17 protein-coding genes are annotated in these 18450 nt (G+C 66.8%); 8 read left to right on the top strand and 9 right to left on the bottom strand.

Features of this window, described 5'->3' with window-relative positions:
• Positions 1-121 precede the first annotated feature (121 nt).
• The gene (locus EL249_RS13100) at positions 122-577 is read left to right on the top strand and encodes a DUF302 domain-containing protein (protein WP_050781957.1); all 456 of its coding nucleotides are present in this window, start codon (positions 122-124) and stop codon (positions 575-577) included.
• A 225-nt stretch (positions 578-802) separates the two neighbouring features.
• On the opposite strand, the gene EL249_RS02325 is transcribed toward EL249_RS13100, so the two are convergent.
• The 6 genes from EL249_RS02325 to EL249_RS02300 all read right to left on the bottom strand — a co-directional run bounded on the left by EL249_RS02325 (position 803) and on the right by EL249_RS02300 (position 9368).
• Positions 803-1804, bottom strand: a complete 1002-nt coding sequence (locus EL249_RS02325) for a calcium/sodium antiporter (protein WP_005674591.1) — start codon at positions 1802-1804, stop codon at positions 803-805.
• On the bottom strand, positions 1801-3135 hold the full coding sequence (locus EL249_RS02320) for an MFS transporter (RefSeq protein WP_005674592.1): 1335 nt from the start codon (positions 3133-3135) through the stop codon (positions 1801-1803). Before EL249_RS02320 ends, EL249_RS02325 begins: the two co-directional genes overlap by 4 nt.
• 270 nt (positions 3136-3405) lie before the next feature.
• The gene (locus EL249_RS02315; RefSeq protein WP_005674593.1) at positions 3406-5190 is read right to left on the bottom strand and encodes a PTS fructose transporter subunit IIC; all 1785 of its coding nucleotides are present in this window, start codon (positions 5188-5190) and stop codon (positions 3406-3408) included.
• Between the two features lie 32 nt (positions 5191-5222).
• Positions 5223-6200, bottom strand: coding sequence for a 1-phosphofructokinase (gene pfkB, locus EL249_RS02310; protein WP_005674594.1), 978 nt, complete (start codon positions 6198-6200; stop codon positions 5223-5225).
• Positions 6197-8782, bottom strand: a complete 2586-nt coding sequence (ptsP, locus tag EL249_RS02305; protein ID WP_005674595.1) for a phosphoenolpyruvate--protein phosphotransferase — start codon at positions 8780-8782, stop codon at positions 6197-6199. The genes pfkB and ptsP (EL249_RS02305) overlap by 4 nt, the downstream gene beginning before the upstream one ends.
• 160 nt (positions 8783-8942) lie before the next feature.
• Positions 8943-9368 carry a universal stress protein gene (locus tag EL249_RS02300; protein ID WP_005674597.1) on the bottom strand — a complete coding sequence of 142 codons (426 nt, stop codon included), beginning with the start codon at positions 9366-9368 and terminating at the stop codon, positions 8943-8945.
• A gap of 613 nt (positions 9369-9981) precedes the next feature.
• On the opposite strand from EL249_RS02300, the gene EL249_RS02295 reads away from it, so the two are divergent.
• Entirely contained in the window at positions 9982-10668 is a 687-nt protein-coding gene (locus EL249_RS02295; RefSeq protein WP_005674598.1) for a 3'-5' exonuclease, read from the top strand.
• Here EL249_RS02295 and EL249_RS02290 read toward each other — a convergent pair.
• The 3 genes from EL249_RS02290 to EL249_RS02280 form a co-directional block, all read right to left on the bottom strand.
• Positions 10583-10906, bottom strand: a complete 324-nt coding sequence (locus tag EL249_RS02290) for a DUF1840 domain-containing protein (RefSeq protein WP_005674599.1) — start codon at positions 10904-10906, stop codon at positions 10583-10585. The genes EL249_RS02295 and EL249_RS02290 overlap by 86 nt on opposite strands.
• Before the next feature lie 71 nt (positions 10907-10977).
• Positions 10978-12519 carry a YifB family Mg chelatase-like AAA ATPase gene (locus EL249_RS02285; protein WP_005674601.1) on the bottom strand — a complete coding sequence of 514 codons (1542 nt, stop codon included), beginning with the start codon at positions 12517-12519 and terminating at the stop codon, positions 10978-10980.
• Entirely contained in the window at positions 12519-12773 is a 255-nt protein-coding gene (locus EL249_RS02280) for an accessory factor UbiK family protein (RefSeq protein ID WP_005674603.1), read from the bottom strand. Before EL249_RS02280 ends, EL249_RS02285 begins: the two co-directional genes overlap by 1 nt.
• A gap of 250 nt (positions 12774-13023) precedes the next feature.
• On the opposite strand from EL249_RS02280, the gene gshB reads away from it, so the two are divergent.
• From gshB to metW, 6 genes are read left to right on the top strand one after another with little or no spacing between them, the layout of a single operon-like run.
• The gene (gshB, locus tag EL249_RS02275; RefSeq protein WP_005674604.1) at positions 13024-13989 is read left to right on the top strand and encodes a glutathione synthase; all 966 of its coding nucleotides are present in this window, start codon (positions 13024-13026) and stop codon (positions 13987-13989) included.
• A gap of 12 nt (positions 13990-14001) precedes the next feature.
• The gene (locus EL249_RS02270; RefSeq protein ID WP_005674605.1) at positions 14002-14532 is read left to right on the top strand and encodes a PTS sugar transporter subunit IIA; all 531 of its coding nucleotides are present in this window, start codon (positions 14002-14004) and stop codon (positions 14530-14532) included.
• Entirely contained in the window at positions 14529-14810 is a 282-nt protein-coding gene (locus tag EL249_RS02265; protein WP_005674606.1) for an HPr family phosphocarrier protein, read from the top strand. The genes EL249_RS02270 and EL249_RS02265 overlap by 4 nt, the downstream gene beginning before the upstream one ends.
• Positions 14807-16573, top strand: a complete 1767-nt coding sequence (ptsP, locus tag EL249_RS02260) for a phosphoenolpyruvate--protein phosphotransferase (RefSeq protein WP_005674607.1) — start codon at positions 14807-14809, stop codon at positions 16571-16573. The genes EL249_RS02265 and ptsP (EL249_RS02260) overlap by 4 nt, the downstream gene beginning before the upstream one ends.
• Positions 16570-17694, top strand: a complete 1125-nt coding sequence (gene metX, locus EL249_RS02255) for a homoserine O-succinyltransferase MetX (protein ID WP_005674608.1) — start codon at positions 16570-16572, stop codon at positions 17692-17694. The genes ptsP (EL249_RS02260) and metX overlap by 4 nt, the downstream gene beginning before the upstream one ends.
• Complete coding sequence (gene metW, locus EL249_RS02250; RefSeq protein ID WP_005674609.1) at positions 17694-18302, top strand: methionine biosynthesis protein MetW; 609 nt, start codon at positions 17694-17696, stop codon at positions 18300-18302. Before metX ends, metW begins: the two co-directional genes overlap by 1 nt.
• Positions 18303-18450 lie beyond the last annotated feature (148 nt).

Below are 18450 nucleotides of genomic sequence, written 5' to 3'. Positions count from 1 at the left end.
TCGGAGCATTCTTGGCCATTCTTTCGGAGGAGCGTCGATGAGACGGATGAGAAAGGCATGGGGGTACCGGTCGGTGCTGGCCGGGTTGGCTGTGGGCCTGATGATGACGGGAGGATCTGTGATGGCGGCCGATGAGGCAACGCCGGCGGCGGGACAGGCTGCCGGGCAGGGCGGGGCGGCGGCGCCGGCCCAGGTGGATGGGCTTCTGACGATCCGGAGCCGGTATTCGGTGTCGGATTCGATCAAGCGGGTGCAGGAAGCACTGCTGGCCAAGGGCCTGACGGTGTTCACCGTCATTGATCACCAGAAGGCGGCGCAGCAGCATTCGCTGGAGATGCCGGCCGCCAGCGTGATCGTTTTTGGCAATCCCAAGGTGGGCACGCCGATGATGGTGAAGTCGCCGACGCTGGCGATCGACCTGCCGTCGAAGGTGCTGGTGTGGGAAGACAGCCAGGGCAACGTGTATGCGTCGATGAACACGGCGGCCTGGATGGCGCAGCGTCATCATCTGTCGCCCGAGGTTCTGGCCCCGCTGGCCGGGCTGGAGAAGCTGATCCCGGCCACGCTGGGACAGTGAGGGCGTGACCCGCGGCGCCCCGTGAGCGGCCCCTCATCAGGCAATCATGGGGCCATCATGGGGCCGAGCAGGCACCCGGAAAAGAAAACCGGATCCGGCACGAGGTGTGCGCGGATCCGGCTCTGGGTGTGGCCTGAGTCAGGGGCCTGCATGGGCCGGGGTCTGCGCCCCTGGCTGTTCCGTGGCGGCCGCGGTAGCCGGGCCTTGCTGAAGGCAGAGGGTGGACTAAGCTGCCCCCCGGATGAAGGTGCTCTCGATGAGCCAGGCCGTGTAGCCGATGTAGCCGGCCAGCAGCAGGCATCCTTCCAGCCGGTTGATGCGCCCCGGGCGGGACTTGCCGAAGTTGTAACCCAGGACGAACAGCGCCAGGGTCAACACGCACATGACCGGGATGTCACGGCTCAGCAGTTGGGTTTCAACGGACATGGGCTGGATGACGACTGCCAGGCCAACGACGCCCAGGGTGTTGAAGAGGTTGGAGCCGATGACGTTGCCCAGCGCCAGGTCGTCCTCGCCCTTGCGGGCAGCCGCCACGGACGAAGCCAGCTCGGGCAGCGAGGTGCCGACCGCCACGATGGTCAGGCCGATGATCAGGTCGCTGACGCCGAAGCCGTGGGCGATTTCCACCGCCCCCCAGACCAGCACGCGCGAGCTGATGACCAGAAGCGCCAGGTCGATGATCAGCCAGAAGAGGATGGGGCGGATGGGCGCAGCGGCCTCATCGTCGAGGGAGGGGGCGGTGGCGCCTTCCTCTGTGGCGGAGGCCGCCGGCGCGTGGGCCTTGTGCTCGGCACGCACGGTCCAGCCCACCAGCGCGGCCAGCAGGACCAGCAGCACGATGGCATCGACCCGGGTCAGCTGGCCATCCCACAGCTGCCAGACGGCCAGGCCGGTGACGAGCGTGAGCACGAGCAGTTCCTTGCGCAGGACCTGCTGCAGGACAGTGATGGGGCTGATGAGGGCGGTGATGCCCAGGATGAGGGCGATGTTGGTGATGTTGGAGCCGTAGGCATTTCCCAGGGCGATGCCCGGGTTGTTCTGGATGGCCGAGAGTGCCGAGACCATCAGTTCCGGGGCGGAGGTGCCGAAACCGACGACCAGCATGCCGATCAGCATCGGGGGCACCTTGAAGTAGCTGGCCGTACGGGCGGCCCCGTCGACGAACCGGTCTGCGCTCCAGACCAGCATGACGAGGCCGCAGAGGACGGCAAGAGTTGCCAGGATCATGCTTTGATGACCTGCTCTTCGCGCTTGGCCAGGATCAGGTAGCCGATGGCGGCAAAGACCGACAGACCCGCCACCACGACATAGGACCAGAACCAGCCGAAGTTGTCAGCCAGGATGGGCATGACCCAGTTGGCGCCCATGTTGCCGATGAGGTAGGCGGTGACACCCACGAAGCCGATGGCGGTACCGGCGACGTTGAGCGGCACGAAGTTGATGGTCAGGATGTTGACGATGAGCTGCGGCCCGTAGATGAGGGCCCCGAGAATGCCGCAGACCACCAGCATGAGTGCGTAGTTGGGCGCACCCGATGCCGTGATGGCTTCATAGGCGAAGACGACGCCAGCCATGATGAACAGGCCGATGGCACCGATGCGGGCCATCTTGTTGGGGTACTTGGCGGCCAGCCAGGCAAACAGCAGCGAGCCGGGGATGGCGACCCATTCCAGCGTGGAAATGGCCATCTGGGCATGGGCGTCTTCCATCTTGGCCACTTCGTGCAGGTAGATGGGCATCCAGTCCTCGACGCCGAAGCGGATGAAGTAGAGCGCCACGTTGACGGAGGCCACCAGCAGCAGCGCCGGGTTGCAGAACACGTATTTCCAGATGAGCTGCCAGTAGGTGAGGTTGGTCTTCTCTTCCTCGCTGGCGACGTTGGATTCACCGGCTTCGCCGTACATGGTGCGCAGCGAGTCAAGGCCTTCGGCTTCGGGCTTGTCGCCACCATGCCTCCAGCAGAAGACGGCCACGGCCAGCACCACCACGGCGGGCACGACAAAGGCGTACAGCACGTCGCCCGTCTTGGGCATGATCCAGCCCAGCGTGGTCATGAAGGCGATCATCATGGGCAGCATGGCTGAGCCCAGGTTCTGCGAGATGTTCCAGCCTGCGATGGCCGCCCCGCGTGTACGGTTGGGGAAGTAGTTGGCGATCATGTTCTGCGAGGCGGGGGCCAGTGCGCCCTGCACGACGCCGCACAGTACCAGCAGCACGGCCAAGGCCGCGATGGAGGTGTGATAGAAGCCGATGATGATGCAGATGACTGCACTGGCGGCCAGGCAGGTGGCGAAGAGCTTGCGCAGGCTCATCTTGTCGCCCAGGGCGCCCATGTAGAACTTGGCCAGGCCGTAGGAGACGGTCAGGCATGACAGCAGCATGGCGATGTCGTCCTTGTTCCAGTCATTGGCCACCATGATGGACTTGGACATGAGCTTGAAGTTGTTGCGCACCAGATAGGCGCAGACATAGCCCAGGAAGGCGACGATGAAGACCATCCGTTGCCGTTTCAGAAAGGCCGTGAACTTCTCGGGTGGTGTCTTGTATTCGGTTTCCATGCTGTCGTTCTTGAGGAGGGGATGGCGGCCATTCCGGGCCGGGCCGCAGGCGGTTTTCCTGGCAGGGCCATGGCCTGAGGCCCTGGAGTGGACGTATCCATCCAGGGGGGCGGGCCCGGGTCTGCCGGGGAGCGGTGGGCCCCTGCTGCCGAGCCCGTTGCTGCGCTTCCTTATTATCTACCGCCGACAAAAAAGGCCAACCCGTAAAGGGTTGGCCTGGGGTGGGGAACGTGGCGGGTGACGTCGCGTTCCCGGTTCGGCTTTGGCAGCTTACGCCGTTGCGGCCTGCGCCTGGGCAGCCATGGGTTTCTTGAGGATGCCCAGACCCAGGGCCGTGACGACGGCACCGGCGGCAATGGCCGCGCAGTACATCGGAACGTTGCTGATGGCGCCGGGGATCAGCATCACGAACACGCCACCGTGGGGGGCGGCCAGTTCGATGTGCATCAGGCCCACCAGGGCACCGGTGGTGGCTGCACCGATCATGCAGGCCGGGATGACGCGCAGCGGGTCGCGGGCCACGAAGGGGATGGCCCCTTCGGTGATGAAGGCCAGACCCAGCACGGCGGCCGCCTTGGAGGCATCACGCTCTTCGTTGCTGAAGCGGTTGCGGAAGATCCAGCAGGCCACGGCGATGCCCAGTGGGGGCACCATGCCGGCTGCCATGACGGCGGCCATCGGGATCTTGATGTTGCTGGCCAGCAGCGTGGTGCCGAAGACGTAGGCGGCCTTGTTGACCGGTCCGCCCAGGTCGAAGGCCATCATGGCCCCGAGGATGGCACCGAGCAGCGCGATGTCCTGACCCTGCATGCCCTGCAGCCAGTGGGTCAGCCCTTCCATGGCGGCGACCATGGGCTTGCCCAGCACGCTCAGCATCAGCACGCCAATGATGCCGGTCGACAGCAGCGGCAGGATCAGCACGGGCTTGAGGCTTTCCAGGGTGCGCGGCAGCTTGATGGCCTTGGCCAGGAACTGCGTGAGGTAGCCGGCCAGGAAGCCGGCCAGGATGCCACCAAGGAAGCCGGCGCCGATGGCCGAGGAGATCATGCCGCCCACCATGCCAGGCGCCAGACCTGGACGGTCGGCAATGGAGAACGAGATGTAGCCGGCCAGGATGGGCACCATCAGCGCGAAGGCGTACTTGGCGCCGACCTGGAACAGGTACCAGCCCAGCGTGCCTTCCAGTTTGGGGTCCGACGGAACGTCCAGACCGCCAATGGCAAAGGCCAGCGCGATGAGCAGACCACCCGCGACGACGAAGGGCAGCATGAACGAGACACCCGTCATCAGGTGCTTGTAGGGGCCGCTGCGGCCTCCGCTGCTGCCCGCCTTGGCCTCTTCCTTGGCGCCTGCAGCGGCTGCCTTGCCATCACCCCAGGGGGTGGCTTCGGCCCAGGCGGCATCGAACACCTTGCCGGCGTCATGAATGGCGGCCTTGGTGCTGGTGCTGTAGAGCCGTTTGCCCACAAAGCGGGACTTGTCGACCTGGGTGTCGGCGGCGATCACCACCAGGTCGGCGGCGGCGATCTCCTCGGGGGTGAGGGTGTTCTGCGCGCCGACCGAGCCACGGGTCTCGACCTTGATGGTGTAGCCTGCGGTTTCGGCGCCTTCTTCCAGGGCCTCGGCGGCCATGAAGGTGTGGGCCACGCCCGTGGGGCACGAGGTGATGGCCACGACCTTCATGCCGGCCGGGGGTTTGCCCCCCGGCGCAGCGGTCTTGGCGGCAGGAGCAGCCTTGGCGGCTCCGCCACTGCCGGCCAGGGCCTGGCCGAGCACGCCATCGGCGTCATCGAAGACGGCCTGCGGGGTGCTCTCGAAGATGCGCAGTGTCTTGGGAAGGCTGGACAGGTCGACGGGACCATCGGCCACGACAATGGCCACGTCGGCCTTGGCCAGCTCGTCGTTCGAGAAACTGCCCTGCTCACCCAGATGGCTGATGACCTTCAGGCCGAGCGTATGTCCGGCCCGGGCGGCGGCAGACTTCAGGGCTTCGCCGACGATGAAGCTGTGGGCGGGCCCGGATTGGCTGGCGGAAATCGCCAAGATGCTTGCCACGGGGACTCTCCTCTAGGGGGTTCTTGGGAAGATCAGCGCGGGGTGACGTTGATCTGCTTGACCAGTGCCTCGACCTGCTGCACCGGCGGCAGCCCGAATTCGATCTGCTGAATGCGGGCGGCGGCGCAGGCCATGCCGAAGACAGCCGCATCGGGGAAGGGGCTGCCCTGCAGCAACCGGGCAATGGTGCCGGCCACCAGGGTATCGCCAGCGCCGACGGTGGTTGCGACCTGGACCTTGGGCGGGGTGGCCAGCCAGCGGCCCTCGGGGCCGATGATCAGCGCGCCTTCGGCACCCATCGAGACCACGACGCGCTGCACGCCGCCGGCGCGCAGTTCTTCCGCTGCCTTGATCACTTCGTTGTTGTCGTGCTTGAGCGGGCGGCCGACCAGCTCTTCCAGCTCAGGCCGGTTGGGCTTGATCATGACCGGTCCGACGGTGGAGGAGACTTCCTTGGGCCAGCGCTTCAGGATCTCGCCCAGCTGGGAGCCAGCCACGTCGATGACGATGTTGACGCCCTTTTTCACGAGCAGCTTGGCCAGACGCAGCCAGATGTCGACCGTGATGCCGGGGGGCAGGCTGCCGCCGAATTCGCACCAGTCGCCGGGCCGGGCCAAGGCTTCGATGCGGTCGGCCAGGATCAGCTCGTCCTTGGCCTGTTCACCGGCGTCCAGGCGGATGCCGGGCAGGTTCACGTCGGTGGATTCACCGGCCTCGTTGTCGACGATCTTGACGTTTGTGCGCGTGTTTCCGGGTAGTCGCACCATGGCATCCTTGATGCCGTTACGCTCGAAGGCCTGGACGAACAGGCTGTCGTTGTCGGCGCCAAGCCAGCCGGTGGCGGTGGTGCGCACACCCAGCGAGGCCAGGATGATGGAGACGCCGATGCCCTTGCCGCCCGGCGTGCTGCTGTGGCCGGTGGCGCGATGCACTTCGCCCGGGATCAGTTTCGGGACGGGAATGGTCTGATCGATGGCCGGGTTCAGAGTGATGGTCAGGACTTGGGTCATGCTGCATCTCCTGCAGTGGGGGAAGAAGCGGATTTGAGGGCGGCACCCAGCGCGCGGACTTCCTGGACGGTCTCGGCCTCCAGGGCCTTGCGGGCCAGCGCCTGCAGATCGCTGAGCGACTGGCGACGCAGCAGGGCCTTGATGGTGCCCAGGTCGCTGGCGCTCATGCTCAGTTCATCGACACCCAGGCCGACCAGCAGCGCAGCGCCCAGCGGGTCGCCGGCCAGGCCGCCGCAGACGCCCACGTGGCGCTTGTACGGGCGGGCACCGGCCACGGTCTGGGCGATCAGGCGCAGCACGGCAGGGTGCAGCGCGTCGGCCAGGCTGGCCAGTTCGGGGTGCTGGCGGTCGATGGCCAGCGCGTACTGGGTCAGGTCATTGGTGCCGATCGAGAAGAAGTCGACGTACTTGGCGAACTGGTCGGCCATGACGGCCGCGGACGGTACCTCGATCATGATGCCCAGTGGCACGTTCGGGGCATCCAGTTCGGTGCGGATGGCCTCCATTCGCTCGCGCAGCAGCTGCACTTCCTCGATGCTGCTGATCATGGGGAACATGATCGACAGCGGGCCGTGCTTGGCGGCACGGTACAGGGCGCGCATCTGGGGTACTAGCAGTTCCTCGCGGCGCAGCTGCAGGCGGGCGCCACGAACGCCCAGGAAGGGGTTGTCCTCGTGCGGCAGTGCCAGGTGCGGCACCTGCTTGTCGCCGCCGATGTCGAGCGTGCGCACGATCAGCGGCCGGCCGGCCAGCACGTTCACCATGGAACGGTAGACCTCGTACTGCTCGTCCTCGTCCGGCACGTGGTCACGCTCCAGGAAGAGGAACTCGGTCCGCATCAGGCCCACGCCCTCGGCGCCTGATTCCAGCGCACGGCGTGCCTGGTCGGCCCGGTTGGCATTGGCGCCGATCTCGACGCGGTGGCCGTCGGTGGTGGTGGCCGGCTGCATCCGGGTCTTGGTTTCTTCGGCCTGAAGCTGACCCAGGCGTGCGATGCGCTGCTGGGCCTCGGCCAGGGCGGCTTCGGTGGGAGCCACGTACAGCTTGCCCCGGTAGCCGTCCAGGATGGCCTTGGTACCGCCCTGGGACAGGGCCGGCACCAGCACGCCGGGGCCGGCAGCGACGACGGCAGGCATGCCCAGCGCGCGGGCCAGGATGGCGGTGTGTGCGGTGGGGCCGCCCTTGGCGGTGCAGAAGCCCTTCACGCGGGAGGTGTCGATCTGGGCCGTGACGGACGGCGCCAGGTCGTCGGCCAGCAGGATGGCGTCATCGGGCAGGCCCTGGGCGAAGTTGCTACCCTCGTTGCCCTTGCCCAGCAGGTGGCGCAGCACGCGCAGGCCCACATCTTCCAGGTCGGCCGAACGGGCGGCCAGGGTGGCGTCCTGCAGCTTGCGCTGGGCTTGGATGCGGTTGGTCAGGCAGTTCTTCCAGGCCCAGGCGGCGCCGTGACCGTCGACGATGCAGCGGGTGACGTCACCCAGCCAGCTTGGGTCGCGCAGCAGTTCCAGGTGGGCCTTGAAGATGTTGGCCTGTTCGGCCTGGCCCTGGCGCTCGGCGTTGGAGATGAGCGTGGCCAGCTGGCGCTGGGCATTGGCCAGGGCATGGTCCAGGTCGGCGGCCGCCTTGGCCACGCCGTCCGCGTTGTCCTCGACTTCCAGTTCCTGCGATTCGGCCAGCACCAGGGTGCCGATGACCAGGCCGGGAGCGGCTGCAATGCCACTGAAGGTGTTGCGGGCCTCGGGCTCCCAGGTGCCCAGCTCGCGGCCCAGGCCCTGGGCCTGCGCCTGCTTGTCGGCAGCCAGCCGGGCCTGACGGGTCTCCTCGTCACCCAGCAGCTTGATGGTGCCCAGCAGGGCGCTGATGGCGTCCTGGGCGTCATCGCCCTGGGCCGAGATGCGCAGGCGGGCATTGTTGCCGGCACCCAGGCTCAGCAGCGAGGCCACACTACGGGCATCGGCCACGATGTCGCCGCAGCGCACACGTACCTGCGACTTGAAGCGGCGGATGCTCTCGACCCACTGGCCGGCCGGGCGGGCGTGCAGGCCGTTGGGATAGCCCAGGGTGATTTCCTTGCCGACGGGGAAGTCGGTCATGGCCGGGGCGCTGGGGGAAGAGGCCGGGGCCTCGCCGGTCAGCGCCTCGACGAGTTCGGCGGCGTGGGTGGTGGTGAAGAGCTTCTTCAGGCGGGCGTCGTCACGCATCAGGCGGGTGAGACGACGCAGCACCTTGATGTGCTCGTCGGAAGCAGCCGCAATGCCCACGACCAGGTTGACGATCTGGGGCTTGCCTTCGGCGTCCTTGCCCCACACGACGCCGTTGGGGACCTGCAGCACGGCCAGACCGGTGCGCTTGACCAGGTGCTTGTCGTCGATCATGCCGTGGGGAATGGCGACGCCCTGTCCCAGGAAGGTGGTGGCGGTCTGCTCACGCTTGAGCAGGCTGTCGGTGAAGCCGTCAGCGGCAAAGCCGGCCTGGATCAGCAGACTGCCTGCAGCCCGCACGGCGTCGTCGCGATTCTGGGGCGCAGCCGCCAGCTGGACTTCGACAGGAGTGTTTTCCGGGGATTGCGTTGTCGTGTTCATGAAGGTTCTTCCAGCCTGAAAAGGGTCCAGCCGGCCCGAACGACCCGGCAGCGATGTCGGTGTGGTCAGCGATACTGTCCTCGCCACGCTCCTGTCATGTCCGGCCAGCACCGCGAACGGGGGCCGGGCAACAGGGGCTGCCTGTGGTCTGGGCAGGATTTCATTTGATCAGGGTGACCGGGATGTCCACCAGGTGCAGCACACCGGTAGCCACGGAACCGAGCAGCAGGCCGCTGACACGATTCAGACCCCGGGTGCCCATCACGATCTGGTCGAACCCGGCCTTCTTCGCGTGGTCGGCGATGACCATGGGGGCATGGCCCCGCTCGAAGGAGGATTCGTAGGGGATGTTGGCCTCGGTCAGCAGTTTCTGGGCGGGCGCCAGCTGCTCCTGGGCCTGTTCCGCCATGAAGGCGTCGAGGTCGGTCTTGGTGAAGTAGGCGCGGGCGTGGCCGGAGAGGATTTCCGGCTGCACGTTGAGGAGCGAGACCTGGTGGTTGACACCGGCACGAATCTGTTCGATGACCCATTGCACCGCACGCAATGCGGTCTCGGAACCGTCGATCGGGATGAGTATTCTGGCCATGGTTGGTCGCCTCTTGTCGGATTGGGCAGCACACATGTCCCCCGAGCCCCAGCGGGGACCGTGACACGGATGTTAACCATCTTGAACTCCGATGTTACTCGTTTGGTGCCGGCTGCGGGGCAGGGGTGGAGAAGGGGATGTGGGTAAGCAGCAATGCTGCGATGCGTCATGTGGGCCTTGGTTAGAATGCCCGTTTTTGCGCGGAGCACGGCCGTGAGGCCAATGCTGGCGCGCCCTGGCGGGTGAAGGCGTGGCTGATATCGCCGCCGGGCGATGGATTCCGGGAGTTACAGATGAGGCTTGCCGACCAATGACCCGGCAGATTGCATGGCTTCTCCGGCCGCCGCCGGTGGCCAAACCGGCGAGTGTGTCACCTGAACAGGGGCTGCCGGAGCGTGTTCCGGGCGGGCGTGCGCCGCTGCAGGATGTGCTGCCGGAGTGGGAAGCCCCCCAGACCAGGCCGGTGCAGGGGTCTGTTCCTGCGCAGGACGTCAGGCCCGTGCCGAAGAACGACCCGGTGTCCAGGGGCGCACCGGTGACAGAGCATGCCCTGGGGCGTCTTCCCCGGGGCCGACGGGGGGCTGGACCGCATCCCCTGCCGTCGCCTGAGGCCGTGCGGGCGCTGCCTCCCTTCGAGCGTCTGCCCGACGAGGCCATCGTGATGGTGGGGCCGCAGCTGGCGCAGCAGGCGGCTGACGAGATCGGGGCGCTGTCGGTGGTGGGCTTCGATACCGAGTCGAAACCGGTGTTCGTGCGGGGGCAGACGCAGGATGGCCCGCACCTGGTGCAGTTTGCCTCGGCAGAGCGCGCGTGGCTGTTCCCGTTGCAGGATCCGGCCTGTGCCCAGGCGGTGGCCGGGCTGCTGGCGCGGCCTGAGCTGCTGAAGGTGGGTTTCGGCCTGGCCGGTGATCGGGCCCAGCTGCTGGCGCGCTTTGGCGTGGCCCCGCAGGGGCTTGTGGATCTGGACCAGACCTATCGGGCGCTGGGCTATCGGGCCTCGCTGGGCATCCGCATGGCCATGGCTGTCACCTTCGGACGGTATTTCGAGAAATCCAAGTCCATCGGCACCTCGGACTGGTCGCGGCAGCCGCTGTCGGCTGCCCAGTGCCGCTATGCCGCCCATGATGCCTGGGGTGCCTTCCGGATCTACGAGGCGTTGTGCGCGCAGGGCATCGACGTGGTGCCCCCGCCTGCCGTGGCCAAGGGCGGGGCGCTCAGACGCCCCAGGTCACGTCCACGTCCGCAGCCTTCGCCTCTCGCATCAGCTCGATCAGCGGATAGACGCGCTGACGCAGGCTGACGAAGCGCTCGCGGGCGTCTTCCTGAAGGTTCTGGTCATCGGCGTCCTGTGGCTGATCGGCGGGCGGTTGCTCGCGTTCGGCTGCCTGTTCCAGGGCGGCAATGGCTGCCGGGATCTGGGCCACGGTGATGATGCCGGTGGCGTCCGGGCTCTTGCCGATGATTTTCAGCACCTGTTCGGCGGCCTTGCCGATCATGGTGACACTGCCGGTGGCACGGCTGCGGAATTCGTACAGCATGTCGTCTCTCCTCTCGGGATGCACCGTCGCCCACGCCGGGAGGGGCGTCGGGCGAGCAGGGCTCACGTCGATTATGCCGGGTTTGCCTCGGCGCTGACCAAATGGTCCAGCGGTCGGCGCAGGGCCATGGCCTCGGCCAGGTGAGCTGGTGTGACGGTGGCGCTGTCGGCCAGGTCGGCCACGGTACGTGCCACCCGCAGCACGCGGTGCTGGCTGCGCCATGACCAGCCGAATCGGTCGGCCGCCTGGGTCAGCAGGGCGCGGGCATCGGGTTGCAGTGCCAGGCAGTCATCGAAACGCCCGACGGGCAGATGGCCATTGGTGCAGGCCTGTCGGGCCAGTTGCCGCTGGCGGGCGGACTGCACGCGCCGGGCCACGGTGGCGCTGTCTTCCGGGGCCGGGGCCTTGTTGGACACGTCGTTGGCCGGTTCTCGCATCATCTCGATGCCCAGGTCGAAGCGTTCCAGCAAGGGGCCGGAGAGTCGGGCCTGGTAGCGGCGGATCTGCGCAGGCGTGCAGCGGCAGGCGCGCGCCGGATCACCCAGGTTGCCGCAGGGGCAGGGATTCATGGTGGCCACCAGCAGGAAGCGCGCCGGGAAGGTCTCGCTGTAGGGGCCGCGGCTGAGCGTGATGCGCCCGGTTTCCAGCGGCTCGCGCAGCGATTCGATGACGGTGCGCCGGAATTCGGTCAGCTCGTCCATCATCAGCACGCCATGGTGGGCCAGGCTGATGTTGCCGGGCCGTGGTGGCTGACCACCGCCCAGCAAGCCTGCCGGGCTGGTGCTGGCATGGCAGGACAGAAAGGGCGCGCGCCGCGAACGGGTGGCCGGCTGACCGCTGGCCGAGCGGATGGCGGCGACCTCCAGCGCCTCGGTTGACGTGAGTGGCGGCAGGATGCCGGGCAGGCGCGTAGCCAGCATGCTCTTGCCAGTGCCGGGTGATCCACACAGCAGCAGCGGGTGCAGGCCGGCTGCCGCGATCTCCAGCGCCCGGCGGGCCAGCGGCTGGCCACGTACATCGGCCAGATCAGGCGGTGCCTCGGTGTCGGGCTCGTCCGGAACGGAAGCGTTGTCCGTGGGGCGCGGCAGCAGCGTCTGACCGCGCAGGTGGGCGATGACCGCCGCCAGGTCGGGGGCGCCATGCAGGGTCTGCAGGCCACTCTGTCGGGCCTCGGCCAGGTTGTCACGGGGCAGGATGAGCGTGCGTCCCGGAGCGTCGGCTTTCACGCCGGCGGCCACGGCCAGGGCGGCGCGGATCGGTCGCAGTTCGCCCGACAGGGACAGTTCACCCACCAGCTCCAGGTCCTGCAGTGCCGCAAGCGGCACCAGACCCGCCGCCGCAGCGATGCCAATGGCGATGGGCAGGTCGAAGCGGCCGGATTCCTTGGGCAGGTCGGCCGGAGCCAGGTTGACGGTGATGCGGCGGTTGGGAAACTCGATACCGCTCTGCAGCAGCGCGGCGCGCACCCGTTCACGGCTTTCGCGCACCGAGGTCTCGGGCAGGCCCACGATGCTGAAGGCGGGCAGGCCGTTGGCCAGATGCACCTCGACGGAAACCGGAGGTGCCGACAGGCCCAGCAGGGCCCGCGCATGGACCACCGCCAGGGTGTTCATCAGGCGTTCGGCTGGCCGCCGTCCCGTTGGTCGGCCTGCTGGGCCAGGCGGGCTTCCAGGGCATCCACCCGGGCCTGCAGCGACTGCAGCAGGGCGGCCTGGATATCGAATTCCTCGCGGCTGACCAGTTCCAGCTTGTTGAAGGTCTGGCCCATCAGCGCCTTGATGTTGCGTTCGATGTCGGCGGCGGGGCTGGCCTTGATCAGGTCCATGACCTTCTGCTGAAAGTCCTGGAAGAAAGCCTGTTTTTCCATGAGATGGGAACTCCTGTCGGTAGGAAAGAATGTGAAGAGGGTTCAAGGCTTCCGATGGTACGCAATCCGCGTCTGATCATCACGATTCCTGTCCGAAAGGCTTAGGCCGAAAGCGGGAATCAAGAATTCATGATGCAGAATTCATTTAAGGATGGGTGGGCAGGCGGGGCAGGATGCTAAAACGGCGGACACGCTCTAGAATGGGCCGATTGACCGGCATCCGGCCGGCCTGTCCCTTTTCGGGTGGCGCATGGACATTCTTTTCATCCTCGATCCCTTCGATTCCCTCAAGCCCAAGAAAGAGACCAGCATCGCCATGATGCGGGCCGCTGTGGCGCGTGGCCACCGGGTCTTCGGTTGCCTGCAGGGTGACATCAGTCTGGATCAGGGCAAGGTCACGGCCCGGGTGACGCCGCTGGAGCTGACCGGCGAGCTCTCCCCCTGGTACAAGGCCGGCGAGGTGCGCACCGAGCCTCTGTCGGCTTTCGATGCCGTGCTGATGCGCAAGGATCCGCCCTTCGACATGGAATATGTCTATTCCACCTACATGCTGGAGCGGGCGGTCGAGCAGGGGGCACGGGTCTACAACAATCCCGCCGCCATCCGCGACCATAATGAGAAATTCTCCATTACGGCCTATCCGCAGCTGACCACCGACGTGATGGTCACGCGCGATCCGGCCCGGCTGCGCGAGTTTGTCGCCCGCCATGGCGAGGCGGTGCTGAAGCTGCTGGACGGCATGGGTGGGGCCTCCATCTTCCGGGCACGTCAGGATGATCCCAACCTGTCGGTCATTCTGGAAACCATGAACCGCTTCGGCACGCGCACCGTGATGGCGCAGCGCTACCTGCCGGCCATCGCGCAGGGCGACAAGCGCATCCTGCTCATCGACGGTGAGGTGGTGCCGCACGCGCTGGCGCGCATCCCGCAGGCCGGCGAGGCGCGGGGCAACATGGCGGCCGGCGGCAAGCCGGTGGCGCAGCCGCTGTCGGCGCGTGATGAAGAGATCGCCCGCTACCTGGGCCCGCGCCTGGCAGCCAAGGGACTTTTCCTGGTGGGTCTGGACGTGATTGGCGACAGCCTCACCGAGATCAACGTCACCAGCCCCACCGGTTTCATGGAAATCACGGCGCAGACCGGTTTCGATGTGCCCGATTTCTTCATTGCACAGCTGGAAAAGCGTGTGGCGGCCGATCGTTCCGCCGCCGGGGCCTGAGCGGGAACCTTCATGATCTCGGTGCTGATCATTGCGCATCAGCCCCTGGCCACAGCGCTCCTGGGGTGCTGCCGGCATGTCTATCGCGGCCTGCCGGTGCAGGCGGCTGCGCTGGACATCATTCCCGACGAGGATCCCGATCAGGCGCTGCGCGAGGCGCGGGCGCTGGCCAGCCGCATCAATGACGGCAGCGGCCAGGTGGTGCTGACCGATCTGTACGGTGCCACGCCGTCGCGCATTGCCATGCAGATGGCCGTGCCGGGTCGGGTCAGTGTCCTTTATGGCGTCAACCTGCCCATCCTGCTGAAAGTGTTCAACTATCGGGCGCGCCTGCCCCTGGTCGAGCTGGAGTCCCTGGTGCTGCGCGATGCGGCCGACGGCATCGGGCGGGTCGATACCGGATATCCCGGGCGTCGGCTGGACAGGGCACAGCAGTCCGACGACGCGGCTGATCCGGAAGCCCCCTCCACACCATCAACCTCTGTGCGAAACGACTGCTCCCCACTGTCCGACACCCCACCCTCCAACCCCTCACATTCATGAAAGAAGCCGAAGTCAGGATCGTCAACCGCCTCGGGATCCATGCCCGCCCGTCCGCTGCACTCACGCAGCTGGCCGGCAAGTTCCAGTCGGGCGTGTGGTTCACCAAGGGCGCGCGGCGCGTCAACGGCAAGAGCATCATGGGAGTGATGATGCTGGCGGCCGCCTGCGGCACCGTGCTCAAGATCGAGGTGGATGGCGAAGATGAGGACGCTGCGCTGAAGGCACTGGTCGATCTGATCGCTTCGGGCTTCGGTGAAGAACTCGGGGCCGGTGCATGATGCAGACGCTGGTCGGCGCGCCCATCGGTGGTGGCATCGTGCTGGGGCGGGCCTGTGTGCTGGATACCGCGCTCATCGATGTGCCGCGCTACTACATCACCTCCGGGGAGGTGGCGGGCGAATGGGCCAGACTGGGCGAAGGCTGTGCCGCGGTCGAGGCCGAGCTGCAGGGCGTGGCCGCCCAGTTGCCGGCTGATGCACCGACCGAGGCCCGGGCGCTCCTGGACGTGCAGTTGATGCTGCTGAACGATCCGGCGCTGATCGAAGGAGCCAAGTCCCGGGTCGAGAACGAGCGACTCAACATCGAATGGGCCATCTCCGAGACGGCCGAGGAATTGATGGCGCAGTTTCGTGCCATCGAGGATCCCTACCTGAAGGAACGCGGCCGTGACGTCGAACAGGTGGCCGACCGGCTGCTGAAGGCACTTTCGGGTGCCAGTCAGCTGGGCGTTGGCCGTAACGGTGGCGGGGAGCCGCTGATCTACGTGGCTCAGGACCTGCAGCCGGCCGACATGCTGCAGCTGCGCGGGGTGCTGGGCTTCGTGTTCGAGCAGGGCGGCATCCATTCACACACGGCCATTCTGGCGCGCAGCCTGCGTGTGGCGGCCGTCACGGGCGTGGACGACGCGACCGGGCGCATCCGCGATGGCGACTTTCTCATTCTGGACGGTGACGCCGGGAAGGTGATCGTCCGGCCCGACGAGGCGCTGCTGGAACAGTATCGCGAACGCCAGCGCGAGGCGGCCGAGCGGGAGCGCCTGCTGGCGCAGCTGGCCGATGTGGACTGTGTCACCCAGGATGGCTGCCGCGTCACCATGCTGGCCAACATCGAGCGGCCCGAGGAGGCCGAGGATGCCGTGCGCGCGGGGGCCGAGGGCATCGGGCTCTTCCGGTCCGAGTTTCTCTTCCTGAATCGCTGCCAGCTGCCGGACGAGGAAGAACAGTACCGCGCTTACCGCCAGGTGCTGGAGACGCTGCAGGGCCGGCCTGTCACCATCCGCACCATCGACGTGGGTGCTGACAAGATCCTGCCCGCCCAGGCGCTGATTCCCGGTGCCACGTCGGCCCTGGGGCGGCGTGCCATCCGCTACAGCCTGGCCGAGCCCGAGATGTTCCTGGTGCAGCTGCGGGCGCTTCTGCGGGCTTCCGTCCACGGCAACCTGCAGATCCTGCTGCCGATGCTGACGCAGCCCCATGAGGTGGACGAGGCCATGCTGCTGCTGGCCCAGGCCCGCCAGGAGCTGGCCAGCCGTGGCGAACCGGTGGCTGAACACATCCCGGTGGGCGGCATGATCGAGGTGCCGGCTGCGGCGCTGTCGGCCGGCATCTTCGCCAGCAAGCTGGATTTCCTGGCCATCGGCACCAACGACCTGGTGCAGTACACCCTGGCCATCGACCGTACCGACCAGCGCATCGCCCATCTCTACGACGAGCTGCATCCGGCCGTGCTGCGCCTGATTGCGCTGACCATCCGCGCTGCGCGCAAGGCCTCCAAACCCGTCTGTGTCTGCGGCGAGATGGCTGGCGAGCACAGGGTGGCACCGCTGCTGCTCGGCATGGGGCTAAGATCCTTTTCCATGCTTCCGTCGCGCCTTCTGCGCGTCAAGAGCGAAGTGCTCAAGGTCGATACTCGCCAGCTCACGCCGCTGGTGCGTCGCATGCTGGTGCAGGACGACCTGGGCAGCATCCGCCGCGGCCTGGCCTGTCTGGGCATCGAGGATGCCTCGGCCATGCCCTCATTTTCTGGAGCCGTCAACGCATGAGTCTGCTGGTCACGCCCGTCCGGCATCGCTTCGAGGAACCGCTGCCGCTGACCAGCGGCGGACAGTTCGGGCCGTATGAGCTGGTCTACGAGACCTACGGCACCCTCAACGCGCAGCGCAGCAATGCCGTCCTCATCTGCCATGCCCTCAACGCCTCGCACCACGTGGCTGGCCTCACGGCCGGCACGGCCGACGAGCATGGGTGGTGGTCCAACATGGTCGGCCCGGGCAAGCCGGTCGATACTGACCGCTTCTTCGTCATTGGCGTCAACAACCTGGGCAGCTGCTTCGGCTCCACGGGACCCAAGTCCACCGACCCGGCCACCGGCCGGCCCTATGGTCCGAGCTTCCCGGTCATCACCGTCGAGGACTGGGTGCACAGCCAGGCACGTCTGGCCGATGCGCTGGGCATCGAGCGCTTTGCCGCCGTCATGGGCGGCTCGCTGGGCGGCATGCAGGCCCTGGCCTGGAGTTACCTCTATCCCGAGCGCCTGGCTCACTGCGTGGCCATTGCCACGGCACCGCGCCTGTCGGCCCAGAACATCGCGTTCAACGAAGTGGCACGCCGCGCCATCGTCACCGATCCCGACTTCCACGGCGGACGCTACTACGACCACGACACCGTGCCTGCCCATGGCCTGCAGGTGGCGCGGATGATCGGCCACATCACCTACCTGTCCGACGACACCATGGCCGAGAAGTTCGGCCGGATGCTCAAGCACGGACACTACGGTTTTTCCTTTGACGTCGAATTCGAGATCGAGAGCTATCTTCGCTATCAGGGCGAAAAGTTCTCGCGCTATTTCGACGCCAACACCTATCTGCTGTTCACCCGCGCGCTGGACTACTTCGACCCGGCCCGTGCTACCGGCGGTGATCTGGCCAAGGCGCTCTCACCCGCGCAGTGTGCCTACCTGGTGGCGTCGTTCACCACCGACTGGCGCTTCTCACCGGCACGCAGCCATGAGATCGTCAAGGCGCTGCTGGCCAACCGAGCCCCCGTCACCTATGCCGAGATCGATGCGCCCCACGGCCACGACGCCTTCCTGCTGGACGACGCCCGCTACCACAGTCTGGTGCGCAGCTACTTTGACCGCATCCATTCGGGGGTAAACGCCTGATGTCTGCTGAAACCCCGGAACTGCGGGCCGACCTGGCCATCATCGCCGACTGGATCCGCCCCTATGCCAACGTGCTTGACCTGGGCTGCGGTGACGGTGCATTGCTGTCCTACCTCTCGCAGGTCAAGCATTGCCACGGCTACGGCGTCGAGATCGACGATGCCGAGGTGCTGGCCTGCGCCCGACGCGGCGTGGACGTGATCCAGCGCAACATCGAGGATGGCCTGGGCATGTTCCGCGGCGGCGACAAGTTCGACGTGGTGGTGCTGTCCATGGCCCTGCAGGCCACCAAGCGCACCGAGAAGGTCCTTGAGGACATGAGTCACGTGGCGCGCGAGGGCATCGTCTCGTTCCCCAACTTCGGCCACTGGTTCCACGTCTGGTCCATCCTGCGCGGGCGCATGCCCATCACGCGCGAGATGCCCTACGAGTGGTTCGACACGCCCAACCTGCACCTCACCACGCCCCATGATTTCGAGGATCTGGCCGAGCGGCTGGGCCTGGTGATCATGGAGCGCATCTTCCTGGCCGAAGGCCGGCCGGTACGCTGGTTCCCGGTCAAGCGGGCCACCCAGGCCATCTATCGCTTCCGCCGGCGCGGGGACTGAAATCAGACGGATCGGTGCCGGCCGGCAGACCGGGGCCGCCGGTTATTCCTGCTGCCCGGCAGGGGGAATGTCGTGCATTCACCACGGCCAGTTCCGAATGCGTTGCCGGCGTATGACAAAAGTTTGCTTTTGGACGGATTCCCGTAAC

The sequence above is a fragment of the Lautropia mirabilis genome (assembly GCF_900637555.1).
GTDB lineage: Bacteria > Pseudomonadota > Gammaproteobacteria > Burkholderiales > Burkholderiaceae_E > Lautropia > Lautropia mirabilis.
The sequence above is the reverse complement of the archived record's forward strand: the minus strand, read 5'-3'. Positions and strand labels throughout refer to the sequence as shown.